We start from the raw sequence: 12,524 nt of genomic DNA, 5'->3' as shown, positions 1-12,524 counted from the left end.
TGATGGAATGTGCCGTGCGTGCGGAATTGTTGACACAGTCCCGGAACATTGATATAATAAATGAGCAGGATATAAAGCGTTGATTAAAAGTAATCAACGCTTTTATTATGGTGTGAAACTATGACACTGCACGTAAATTATGGATGCATGAAATTATAAGATACAGGAGGAGAGATTATGTTAAAAGTATGGATCGTAGGTGCGGGGGGACAGCTCGGAACTGCCATTAATGATGTACTGGATCCGCTTGACGCCGAAGTGTTCAACACAGATAAAGAAGAACTTGATATTACGCATACCGACGAGGTGATCAGTTTCGGTGAGATCAACCGGCCGGATGTGATCATAAACTGTGCGGCAGTCACGGACACAGCGCTCTGTGAGGAACAGCCGGAGCTTGCGTACAGAGTGAATGCGCTTGGAGCGAGGAACTTGAGTATTGTCGCCAGAAAGACAGGAGCCAAGATCGTCCAGCTATCCACTGATGATGTATTTGACGGTCTGAGCACTACGCCGTATTCCGAGTTTGATGACACGAATCCGCGCACTGTGTACGGGCGTTCCAAGAGAGCAGGAGAAAATTATGTGAAGGAATTTACCCACAAGCATTTTATCGTGCGCAGCAACTGGGTCTACGGAAAAGGAGACAATTTTGTGAACAGTGTGCTGGAAAAAGCCGGGAGCCAGAAACAGCTTTCCGTCGCGGCGGACCAGTTCGGTTCCCCTACAAGCGCGCGGGATCTTGGACGGCTTATCCTTTATCTGATCGGGACAAACGAATATGGAACGTATCACGCCACATGCAAAGGCACGTGCAGCCGGTACGAGTTTGCAGAGGAGATCCTGAAGCTGGCAGACCGGAACATCGAACTGAAGCCTGTGCCGGCAAGAGAGTCTGAACTGGCATCGGTGCGGCCGGCCTATGCGGTGCTGGACAACTTCATACTGAGGATCATCGATGTGTACGAGATGCCTGACTGGAGGGCATCCCTGGAGGAATACATGGAGGAATGGAAGAACAAAGGAGGAATCGGATAGATGGGAAACAGCAAAATAGAGGCAAAGAAAAAATTAGGACTTACGACAAAGATCTTTATAGCATTGCTCGCAGGGGCTGTCTGCGGCATTATTCTATGCTACGCAGTGCCTGCCGGCTCTGTGAGAGATGATATTATCGTAAACGGCGTTCTGCACGTCATCGGACAAGGATTTATCCGCCTGATGAAGATGCTCGTCGTACCGCTCGTGTTCTGTTCCCTCGTATGCGGCAGTATGTCCATAGGCGATACGAAAAAGCTCGGCACTGTGGGCGTGCGCACACTCGTCTTCTATCTCTGTACGACAGCGCTTGCCATAACTGTGGCCTTGTCCGTAGGAAATATTATCAATCCGGGACGGGGACTGGACATGTCCAAAATACAGTCGGGCGCCGCAGATGTGGGAAGCACGGAAGCAGTGTCTCTGACCGATACGCTGCTCAATATCATTCCGGACAACCCGATCAACTCTCTTGCAAACGGCAGTATGCTCCAGATCATCGTATTTGCCCTTATTGTCGGCGTCATACTTGCAAAGCTCGGAGAGCGGACCGAGACGGTAAGCAATTTCTTCAGTCAGTTCAATGATATTATGATGGAAATGACAATGATGGTCATGAATCTGGCGCCGGTCGGTGTGTTCTGTCTGATCGCCAAGACCTTTGCTGGAATTGGGTTCTCCGCTTTCGTCCCGCTTGGGAAATACATGCTCGGCGTACTGATCGCCCTGGCTGTCCAGTGCTTTGTCGTTTATCTGGGGCTTTTAAAGCTGTTCACGGGACTGAATCCGCTGAAATTCATCAAAAACTTTTTCCCGGTCATGGCATTTGCATTCTCTACAGCCACCTCAAATGCAACGATACCTCTGTCAATTGACACACTTGCGAAAAAGATGGGAGTATCGAAAAGGATCTCGTCGTTCACCATACCGCTCGGGGCTACGATCAACATGGACGGAACGGCTATCATGCAGGGAGTCGCGGTTGTATTTGCCGCCCAGGCGTTTGGGATACAGCTTGATATCGTAGATTACATTACCGTCATCGGGACGGCCACACTGGCCTCTATCGGAACAGCGGGCGTTCCAAGTGTCGGGCTTGTCACGCTGACCATGGTGTTTAATTCCGTAGGACTTCCGGTGGAGGCCATCGGACTGATCATGGGCATTGACAGAATACTGGATATGACAAGGACCGCAGTCAATATTACGGGGGATGCTGTCTGCACGACGATCGTGGCACACCAGAACAAAGCGCTGGACAGGGATGTATTCAGCCGGACAGCCGGTGCAGGTCATTGAGTTTGACCGCAGGATATGATATGCTTTAGGAACATATATGTGACCGCGGCCGGCAGCCGGCCGCGCGGTCTCACAGGAAAGAGGGGCGATTAGATGCAGCCAGGCAAAGAGGACGGCGGCCAGATAAAACAGATGGACGATTACAACAATCTGTTTCAGTCTGTCATGTGTGGTATTGTACAGTACCGGCTGACGAACGAGAAGGCTGTTTTTAAAAAGGCCAACAGGGAGGCAGTACGCATATTCGGGTATTCTCATGAAGAGTTCTGGTCTGTCGGGGAATGGGCGGCGGACGTCCTGATAGCGGAGGAAGACCGTGCGTACATTCTGGGGCTTCTCAGAGAGCTTCGCAGGCCGGGAGATAAGATCAGCTTTGAATACCGTCTGCTCCAAAAGGGCGGCACGCCCTGCTGGATCATCGGAAGCGCGGAACTGATCGTGGATGTGGACGGTGAAGAGGTCATCCAGAGCGTGTACCTGGATATCAACGAAAGAAAAAATGCCGAGCAGCGCAGCAGACGGCTGTCCGAACAGCTGGAGGCGAGCAATGAGATCCTACATCTGGCGCTGGAGCATACGACTACTTGTGAAATCTATTATTACCCGGAGACAAAAGAATGTATCGTGCCGAAACGTACGTGCCAAATCTATCACTGCCGGGAGCGGTACGATGATATGCCGCGCAGTTTTGCAAAGGAGCATGTGGACGAAGAGACGAGGGCGGACTTCTACGAGATGTACAGGCGGATCCAGGACGGCGCGCACACGGCTTCCTGTGAGTTTAAGATACTGGAGGGAGGCTCCTGGTGCAGAGAGACAATGTCTGTCATACAGACCGGCGAAAATGGGCGGCCCAAACTTGTGATCGGTATCGTAGAGAATATTACGAAGCAGAAAGAGATGGAATGCGCCCTGGAAGAAGCGCGCTCCCGGGACAAACTGACAGGACTTTATAACAAAGAAAGCGGCATCCGGCTTGTGAAGGAATATCTAAGGACGAAGAAACCGGGCGAACATGGCGTCATGATGCTGTTTGACATGGATGATTTCAAGCAGATCAACAGGACGGAGGGCAGTATTTTTGCCAATGCGCTTCTTCAGGAGGTGGCGGATCTTCTGCGGTCGGAGAGCAGACCGGACAATATTCAGATCCGCCTCGGCGGCGATGAATTCATGGTGTTCTTTAAAAACAGCTGCAAAGCGGAGGCTACAGTCATCGGGCCCCGTATTGCCGATCAGGTGCGCAGTATCCTTGTAAGTACGGACAAGAAGATTCAAATATCCGTCAGTGTCGGCATGTGCAGCACGGAGGTGGTGGATGAATATAACGCCCTGTACCGCTGCGCCGAGAGTACGTTAAAATACGTGAAGGAAAACGGGAAAGGACAGGCCGCCTGCTATCTGGATACTTCCAATGAACTTGGCGTTTTTTTGACGCAGCTCTATACAGACAGTCATCCGGTCAATGACATTAACCGGGAGACTTCCCGGCCGGACGATGACCTTGTGTCTTTTGCCCTTGATCTGCTGGGAAAATCCAAAAATCTGGACGACGCAGTGTTTCTGCTCCTGTCACGGATCGGAAGGACATTTCAGTTTGACCGGGTATCTATCATCGAGGCGGACCGGGCGTATCTTAGCTACCGGTTTTCCTATCAGTGGGCCAGAAACCGGAATGATCTGCAGCTTGGACAAGACTTTTATGCCTCTGAAGAGGATTTTGATATCTGTGCCAATATGTATGACGAGGATGGCCTGGCAGATCATAATGTCAGAGAAGGAATTTCCCATATTGCGTCCTGCCTCCACGGAGGGATCTGGAATTACGGGGAATACGTCGGTTCTATGAGCTTTGAGATAGATGTAGAAGATTATGAGTGGACGCAGGAGCAGCGGAAACTTTTAAAAGAGCTGGTCAAGATCGTTCCTTCCTTTATCATGAAATCAAAAGCAGATGCGGTGAGCCGTGCGAAGACAGACTTTCTTTCACGGATGAGCCATGAGATACGCACTCCGATGAATGCCATCAGCGGCATGACAACGATAGCCAAAAGTGTCCTGGACGACAGGAAAAAAACTATGGACTGCCTGAATAAGATCGAATCCGCCAATGCCTATCTATTAAGCCTTATCAATGACATACTGGACATGTCCCGCATTGAGAGCGGAAAGATGGAACTTAATTATGAGCCTGTGGATCTAGTGCAGCTGATGCAGAAACTGGAATATTTATTCAAAGCCCAGGCGGAGGAAAAGCATCTGGAACTGATTTTTGTCAATGAATACAGCGGAGGCAGACGCCTCAACGCTGACAGTCTCCGGTTAAATCAGGTGCTGGTCAATATCATCGGAAATGCTCTGAAATTTACCGGACAGGGACGCATCACGGTTCGGGTGGAAGAACTGGAGGCATCCCCCATGGCAGTGCTGCGGTTTTCTGTTGCCGATACAGGTATCGGTATCGAGCCGGAGGCGTTGTCACGTGTGTTCAATGCTTTTGAACAGGCAGACCCCGCGACAGCGGCCCGAAACGGGGGGACCGGCCTTGGACTTGCGATCTCAAGCCGCCTCGTACAGATGATGGGTGGAACACTGGAAGCGGACAGCAAAGTGGGAGAGGGTTCGGAATTCTTCTTTACACTGCATCTTGGATACGCGGAGGAAGAAGAGGAAGAAACAGATACACAGCCGGAAATGGAGGCGCATCCGGCAGACTTCACCGGCCGGCGTATTCTGCTGGCAGAAGACAACGAACTGAACAGAGAGATCGCGCAGTCCATCCTGGAAATGCATGGTTTTGACGTGACATGCGCCCCTAACGGCCGTGAAGCGCTGGAGTGCTTCTGCCGGAGTGAAACAGGCACATTTGATGCCATTCTCATGGATATCCGCATGCCGGTCATGGACGGCCTGGAAGCCGCCAGGCGCATCCGAACCTCAGGAAGGCCGGATGCCCGTACAGTTCCCGTCATTGCGCTCACTGCCAATGCATTTGACGAAGACACAAGGAAATCTATTGCAAGCGGGATGGACGGACATCTGTCCAAACCGCTTCAGGTAGAACAGATGCTGGTTACGCTGAATGCATGTATAAAAAAGAACAGATAAAACATTGGCTGTTTTAAAGAACACCATAGAAGCAGACTTTACATACTATATTAGGGAGCATGACACTGTATTTACGCAGTGCCGAAAAGGAGACTAAAATGGATATAATAAATCATAATTGTAATAAATGTAACGCTCCCTGTGGATGTAAACCATGCGATCAACCGGATGTTCCCGGGGAACAAGCTGTTTGGGCATTTGGATCCTTAAGAGGGGGCCGGGCAGAGACGCCAGGGACGTCATTGACACCGGTGCCGTTCAATACGGCCGGACCGTTATCCGATACGATTTCCGTCAGTGCGTCCGGAAATGAATTAGTGGTTCTGGAAAGTGGAGTTTATCAGATAACTGTCTCCATCAATGCTGAAACGACGACAGAGCCTGATCCGGAACAGCCCTATTTGACCGCGGTGATCACGGTCAACGGAGCACCGGTTTTTGGCGATATTTCTACTTTTTTCAATATATCTAACAGAGACAGTTCGACGTTTGTCATTCAAGCTCCTTTGTCCGCGGGAGATGAAGTGGGAGTGAGTATTTATACGAACTTCCCTGCTTTAGGATATATGAACCGTTCCATGACGCTTGTACGGTTAGGCAGCGAAATGCTTAATAAATGATTTGAGAACTATAACACGTCTTCCAAATTAGAAGCGGAAAGGCACGATAAAGCAGGATAACCCTTTGGGGCTGTCCTGCTTTATTTGCTTTTCATTATTTGATGTTTTCTTCACTTAATTGGAATAAATATTTTAACCTCGTTATCCGGATCATCATACGATACGATTTTCCGTTGATACATTTCAAAGTCCTCCCGATCGTCTAATTCCTCACCGGCTGTCTTAAGCCACGTTCCAAAAATATACCGATATGTCCTATGCAAGTTTGCAAAAGTTCCCCGATGGGTAAAAACGGCATATTTCCCCGCGCTCAGAATTTTTCTGTCCAGTGTCCGCGGCAGACTCTCAAAAGTGTCCACCGCTCCGGCGGCCATGACTGTAAACAATACGTCGCCGTCTCTTGTATAAACGGCCCTTTTTGTTTCACAGATGCCATATCCTACGTCCGCTCCATCGAAAAGCTCTTTTGGAAAAAGCAGAAACTGCTTCCATATTTCAGGGATACGGTTATCCGACAGAGAAGTCGTTCCCCGGACTCCGGCGACCTTTGTCTCATCTGTCATGATGATCTCAGGGGAACGGGAAATATTATGCGCAATATGATATACATCTTCCGGCACAAGTTCTCTTTTGGCGTTCACCACCAGATCAGCCCCTGCTTTTCGATATTCTGCCGGACTACTTCCAAATTCGCTCTTAAAGGCTCTGCTGAATGCTTCCGACGATGCAAAACCACAGTCAACCGCAATATCAAGGACCCTCTCGTCGGTATCTATGAGCTTCCTGGACGCATTGTATAGCTTTCTACGGTTGATATAACGGCCGACAGATTCGCCTAAAACAGAGGTAAACAGCCTCGTCATATAGTAGTAGGAGTAACCTGTCTCCTTAGATACCTCATTCAGTCCGATGTTATCGTTTAAGTGTTCTTCGATATATTCCAATGCCCTTTCTAAAGGGGAATATTGTTTCAAGCAGACACCTCCTTTTGCTGCTTATATTGTATCACAGTGCATTTTATATCTCCACAGGCAATATGTTTACCTTATGAAAATCACACCTTATGCAGGGATATTGTTTTCCTTTACCATAAAATGGATATACAGGACCGCAAAATATATCATGTATATGACGCAGGGATTTTGTAAAATAAAGGGACAGCGCTGTCACAGATCAGAGAGACAGCTTAAAACAGGCAGGAGGAGTATAAATAAATGGAAGATATCATTGTACACGGACTTACGCAAAATAATTTAAAACATATCACATTCAGAATTCCAAAGGAGAAGATCACAGTATTTACCGGCGTGTCCGGCTCCGGTAAATCGAGCATTGTATTCGACACGATCGCCGCGGAGTCACAACGGCAGATGAACGCCACGTATCCGGCGTTCGTAAGGGCGCGGCTTCCTAAATATCCCAAACCGGCCGTGGAGCGCATTGACAATCTGACAGCGGCCGTTGTAGTGGACCAGTCACCGCTCGGGGGAAATGCCCGCTCTACGGTAGGCACCATAAGCGGACTGTATGCCAGCCTGCGGCTGCTGTTTTCCAGGATCGGACAGCCCTGTGCCGGCACGGCCTCCTGCTTCTCCTTCAACGATCCCAATGGGATGTGTAAGACATGTTCCGGTCTCGGGAAGATCACGCAAGTTGATATAAACGCTCTGTTAGAGCCAGATAAATCATGGAATGAAGGCTGCGTAAGGGACACTCTGTACCGTCCCGGTTCCTGGTATTGGAAACAGTACGCCGCATCGGGACTGTTTGACCTGGACAAGCCGGTCAGGGAGTATTCAAAGGAGGAATATAACCTTCTTCTGTACGGATCCCGGGACGGCAGGGGAGAGCCGGAGAACCCGAAAGTGGCCGGGCTGTTCCACAAGTACACAAAAACGCTTCTGAACCGGGATATCAGTAAAAAAAGTAGGCATACGAAAGAAAAATCCCAGAACCTGCTCGTGGAATCAGAATGCACCGACTGCCGCGGGAAACGGCTGAATGAGGCGGCCCTGAACTGTAAAATAGGAGGATATTCTATTGCGGACATGTGTGATATGGAGCTGACTCTGCTTCGGAAAGTCCTGCGGCAGATCACAGACCGGACAGTGACAGTGCTCGTCCAGACGATCATTGAAGGACTGGACAGAATGATTGAGATTGGCCTGCCGTATCTTCATCTGAACCGGGAGACCCCGTCTCTGTCCGGAGGGGAGGCGCAGCGGCTGAAGCTGGTCCGGTATATGGGAAGCAGTCTGACCGGAATGACGTATATCTTTGACGAGCCAAGCACCGGAATGCATCCCCGCGATGTCCACCGCATGAACCGTCTGCTTGAGAGGCTGCGGGACAAGGGAAATACCATTCTTGTTGTAGAGCATGACAAGGATGTGATCTCGATCGCGGACCATGTGATCGAAGTGGGCCCGCTGGCAGGGCAAAACGGAGGAGAAATTGTTTTTGCAGGAAGTTATGCGGAACTGCTTTGCTCCGATACACTGACGGGAAAGGCCATGCGGCAGTCCCTTCCGATAAAAGAGTCCTTCCGGCAGCCGTTGGGCAGTCTGCCCGTGCGGGATGCCAGTCTGCACAACCTGAAACATATAGATGTGGACATACCGCTGGGGATCATGACTGTTGTGACCGGCGTCGCAGGTTCGGGAAAAAGCACCCTCATTTCCGGCGTATTTGCCGGACAGTACGAAAGTGATACCGTTATGGTAGACCAGGGTCCCATCACAGCAACGAACCGCTCCACTCCGGCCTCTTATCTCGGTTTCTTTGATGAGATAAGAAAACTTATGTCGCAAAACAGCGGCAGGCCGGAAGGCCTGTTCAGTTTCAACTCTGCCGGCGCCTGCCCGGTCTGCGGCGGCAAAGGCGTCATCGTGACAGAACTTGCTTTCATGGACCCGATCGTCACGGAATGTGAGACCTGCGGCGGCGCACGGTACAGTGAGGAGGCGCTTGCCTGTACATACAAGGGAAGGAACATCGTCGAACTGCTGAACCTGACTGCTTCACAGGCAATGGAACTCTTTGAGGATGCCAAGATCAGAAAGTGCCTGAAAGTGATGGAGCAGGTAGGATTATCTTACCTGACTCTAGGCCAGCCGCTCAGTACCCTTTCCGGAGGAGAGCGGCAGAGGATCAAGCTGGCAAAGAACCTGGGGAAAAGGGGCAGTATCATTGTGCTCGATGAGCCTACGACCGGTCTGCATATGTCCGACATTAAAAATCTGCTGCAGCTGTTTGATATGATCGTTTCCCGGGGAAATACGCTGATAGTGATCGAACATAACCTGGATGTGATGAAGCAGGCGGACTGGATCATAGACATCGGTCCTGACGGAGGCAAAAACGGCGGGGAAGTTGTATTTACCGGCACGCCTGCGGACATGGCCAGAAACGCAAAAACACTGACAGCCGGCTGCCTTCGGGCATCGTGCATTGAAGAAGGGCAATAGAAAGATCGTGACGCTGGAAATATTCCCCTGATGAAAAGATTGAAGGCAGATGTTAAAATAAATCACATAAGCTCTCAAAACGGTGCGTCAAAAGAGAGGAAACACTCTGGCAGATAAGTTATGATCAAGTATGAAAGACGCGGTATTACATTTGCCAGAATAACAGGGAATAGTGAATATAATTTAGAGAATAACGGAGGAATTTATGACTATGGACAAGAAAATTGAATTCAATGATTTCATTACTTCTGTACCTGTTGAAAGCCAGGATTTTGTCAAGGAATTACATAACAGACTGACAGAACTCGGCTGCAGGACAGAGATCAAGTCAGCCAAAAGTGGCTACATGGTTTCTTACATTTACAATAAGAAGACCATCTCAAATTATGTGTTCCGAAAAAAGGGAATGCTTGTGCGGATCTATGGGGCTCATGCCGGTCAATATGAAAAGCTGTTGGAAACGCTGCCGGATGAAATGATTCATGCAGTTCAGGATGCTCCGATATGTAAGCGTCTGGCCGTCCCGGATTCCTGCAATCCCAGATGTTCTATGGGGTATGACTTCAGGCTGAAAGGTGAGCGCTATCAAAAATGCCGTAACGGCGCTTTTATGTTTTTGGTCTGTCCGCAAAATAATCCGTATATCCAATCGTTGATATTATCTGAAATCGAGGCTTGCGAGAGATCCAGCTGGAACTAAAAACCGGAATACTTATGAGATGTCTCATAAGTATTTTTTGTGCCATATAATACAAGAAAAAATAAGTAAAATATGGTAGAATTGATTCATATAACAATTGAGAGGAGAATAAGAACATGCTGCGTGACGCTGAAAAAACAATCGGAAATTTAATTGATAAACAGGGAGTCTCATTTATTGCCTCTGTTTCAGAGGATGGCTTTCCCAACATGAAAGCGATGCTCCCGCCCCGTAAACGGACAGGCATCCGGGAATTTTATTTTACAACAAACACGTCTTCCATGCGGGTGGCTCAATATAGAAATAATCCAAATGCCAGCATTTACTTCTGCGACAGGCGCTTCTTCAGAGGTGTTATGCTGGTCGGACATATGGAAGTATTGGAGGACTCTGACAGCAAAGAAATGATCTGGCAGGAAGGTGACACGATGTATTATCCCGAAGGTGTAACGGATCCGGACTATTGTGTTCTGAAGTTTACAGCAGTCAGCGGGCGCTATTATGCAAATTTTCATTCAGAAACTTTTGAGATCAATTGAAAAGATGCATTTGAAAAAAGAAAGGAATAACATGAAAAAACAGATTTTATTTGTTATATTAGAACAGTTTGCGGACTGGGAGGCAGCTTATCTCTCCTCCGCGGTCTATATGCTCGGAATGGGAGAATACGATGTTAAAACGGTATCTCTGTCAACAGATATGGTTACATCGATCGGAGGGTTTCATGTGGTGCCTGATCACAGTATCGAGTCTGTGCCGTCCGACTACGAGGCCCTTATATTGATCGGAGGTATGGCCTGGAGAAATGAAAACGCCGGAAAGATCAGGCCTCTGGTAGACAGCTGTCTGGCAGAAGGGAAAGTCCTGGGAGGAATCTGCGATGCTTCCGCATTTCTTGGGACGACCGGGGCGCTGAACAATGTCAAGCATACGAGCAACGATCTGGATGATCTAAAGCAGTGGGCAGGCGGAATGTATACAGGAGAGGAACGGTACGTGACGCGGCAGGCGGTCCGTGATAAGAATGTAATCACAGCAAACGGCACCGCGCCGCTTGAATTTGCCAAAGAAGTTCTGCTCGCTTTAAAGGCCGCGCCCGAAGAAAAAATCACAGAATGGTACAATTTTCATAAACTTGGTTATTATGAAGCCGCCATGCCGCAGGATGCGGCGACGTGGAACAGTTAAAGCAGAACGGCACATGGAGAGGGGAAAGGTATGAATGAAAGACCAGCCTTAGACCGAGAGTTAGACAGCAAGACATTTCGGGATTTTTATTACTTAAAAGAGGAATTGGTGGACTTTTGCAGAAAAAACGGTCTGCCTGCGTCCGGAGGGAAGATTGAAATAACAGACAGGATCGCTTATTTCCTTGATACCGGCAAAATCCAGTCTCCCTCTTCCTCACGGAAAAGGGCGGCGGAAATCACTGACATTCAGGAAGATACAGAGATCGAACCGGACTTTGTCTGTTCTGAAAGGCACAGGGCGTTTTTTAAGGAGCAGATCGGAAACCGCTTTACATTTAATGTTGCCTTTCAAAAATGGTTAAAAAATAATGCCGGCAAAACTTATAAAGAAGCAGTCGCAGCTTATGAACAAATTCTCGAAGATAAGAAAAAAGGAAAAACGAAAATAGAGAAGCAATTTGAATACAACACCTATATCCGTGATTTCTTTGCGGATAATCAGGGCAGATCTTTAGAAGAAGCGATAAAGTGCTGGAACTATAAAAAGCAGATGCAGGGACATAACCGTTATGAACGCGCAGACCTTGCGGCAATATGGGGGGCCGGATCATGAAATTTAAAAATTCTTTATTAGTTGTGACCGATATGGATAAGTCGGTTCAGTTTTACAAAAAAGTGCTCGGACTTCATGTGATCATGGATTTTGGGGCGAATAAAACTTTAACCGGCGGTCTGTCTCTGCAGACAGCGGAAACATGGAAAGACTTCACAGGCAGGAGCGACATTTCGTTTGGTACAAATAACGCGGAAGTTTATTTTGAAGAAGACAACTTTGATACGTTTGCAGAGAAACTGGAAAAATTGGACGTTGAATATGTCCACTCTGTTAAGGAACATTCATGGGGACAGCGCGTGGTCCGTATCTATGATCCGGACAGGCATATTATCGAAGTCGGGGAAAATATAAAAGTTGTCTGTAAACGCTTCTCAGATAGTGGCATGACACCAGAGCAGGTTGCAGAACGCATGGATGTACCGGTAAAATTTGTGAATGCATGTTTGAGATGAATTAAAGCTGTTGAAAGCTTAAAATTATAAGTCG

11 protein-coding genes are annotated in these 12,524 nt (G+C 48.4%); 10 read left to right on the top strand and 1 reads right to left on the bottom strand.

The features are described from left to right. The first annotated feature begins 177 nt into the window (after window positions 1-177). The 4 genes from rfbD to LAJLEIBI_RS08750 all read left to right on the top strand — a co-directional run bounded on the left by rfbD (window position 178) and on the right by LAJLEIBI_RS08750 (window position 6,065). Complete coding sequence (rfbD, locus tag LAJLEIBI_RS08765; protein ID WP_006441443.1) at window positions 178-1,038, top strand: dTDP-4-dehydrorhamnose reductase; 861 nt, start codon at window positions 178-180, stop codon at window positions 1,036-1,038. After that, window positions 1,039-2,337, top strand: coding sequence for a dicarboxylate/amino acid:cation symporter (locus LAJLEIBI_RS08760; protein WP_006441442.1), 1,299 nt, complete (start codon window positions 1,039-1,041; stop codon window positions 2,335-2,337). It begins immediately after the preceding gene. A gap of 93 nt (window positions 2,338-2,430) precedes the next feature. Then, window positions 2,431-5,445, top strand: coding sequence for an ATP-binding protein (locus LAJLEIBI_RS08755; RefSeq protein WP_006441441.1), 3,015 nt, complete (start codon window positions 2,431-2,433; stop codon window positions 5,443-5,445). A 98-nt stretch (window positions 5,446-5,543) separates the two neighbouring features. After that, window positions 5,544-6,065, top strand: a complete 522-nt coding sequence (locus tag LAJLEIBI_RS08750; protein WP_187120275.1) for a hypothetical protein — start codon at window positions 5,544-5,546, stop codon at window positions 6,063-6,065. 110 nt (window positions 6,066-6,175) lie between these two features. Here LAJLEIBI_RS08750 and LAJLEIBI_RS08745 read toward each other — a convergent pair whose 3' ends face one another. After that, the gene (locus LAJLEIBI_RS08745; RefSeq protein WP_006441439.1) at window positions 6,176-7,039 is read right to left on the bottom strand and encodes an AraC family transcriptional regulator; all 864 of its coding nucleotides are present in this window, start codon (window positions 7,037-7,039) and stop codon (window positions 6,176-6,178) included. A gap of 240 nt (window positions 7,040-7,279) precedes the next feature. On the opposite strand from LAJLEIBI_RS08745, the gene LAJLEIBI_RS08740 reads away from it, so the two are divergent. From LAJLEIBI_RS08740 to LAJLEIBI_RS08715, 6 genes are all read left to right on the top strand, one after another. Further along, a complete protein-coding gene (locus LAJLEIBI_RS08740; RefSeq protein WP_006441437.1) occupies window positions 7,280-9,532 on the top strand; it encodes an ATP-binding cassette domain-containing protein in 2,253 nt (750 codons plus the stop codon). Between the two features lie 211 nt (window positions 9,533-9,743). Then, the gene (locus tag LAJLEIBI_RS08735; protein WP_040435270.1) at window positions 9,744-10,232 is read left to right on the top strand and encodes a hypothetical protein; all 489 of its coding nucleotides are present in this window, start codon (window positions 9,744-9,746) and stop codon (window positions 10,230-10,232) included. Between the two features lie 119 nt (window positions 10,233-10,351). Then, window positions 10,352-10,771, top strand: coding sequence for a pyridoxamine 5'-phosphate oxidase family protein (locus LAJLEIBI_RS08730; protein WP_040435269.1), 420 nt, complete (start codon window positions 10,352-10,354; stop codon window positions 10,769-10,771). 31 nt (window positions 10,772-10,802) lie between these two features. Further along, window positions 10,803-11,420, top strand: coding sequence for a type 1 glutamine amidotransferase family protein (locus LAJLEIBI_RS08725; RefSeq protein WP_040434580.1), 618 nt, complete (start codon window positions 10,803-10,805; stop codon window positions 11,418-11,420). 30 nt (window positions 11,421-11,450) lie between these two features. After that, window positions 11,451-12,035: a DUF6434 domain-containing protein gene (locus LAJLEIBI_RS08720; RefSeq protein ID WP_006441433.1), complete on the top strand. Its 585-nt coding sequence runs from the start codon at window positions 11,451-11,453 to the stop codon at window positions 12,033-12,035. After that, a complete protein-coding gene (locus tag LAJLEIBI_RS08715; protein WP_006441431.1) occupies window positions 12,032-12,490 on the top strand; it encodes a VOC family protein in 459 nt (152 codons plus the stop codon). Before LAJLEIBI_RS08720 ends, LAJLEIBI_RS08715 begins: the two co-directional genes overlap by 4 nt. Window positions 12,491-12,524: the final 34 nt, after the last annotated feature.

It is taken from the genome of [Clostridium] hylemonae DSM 15053 (assembly GCF_008281175.1).
GTDB lineage: Bacteria > Bacillota > Clostridia > Lachnospirales > Lachnospiraceae > Extibacter > Extibacter hylemonae.
The sequence above is the reverse complement of the archived record's forward strand: the minus strand, read 5'-3'. Positions and strand labels throughout refer to the sequence as shown.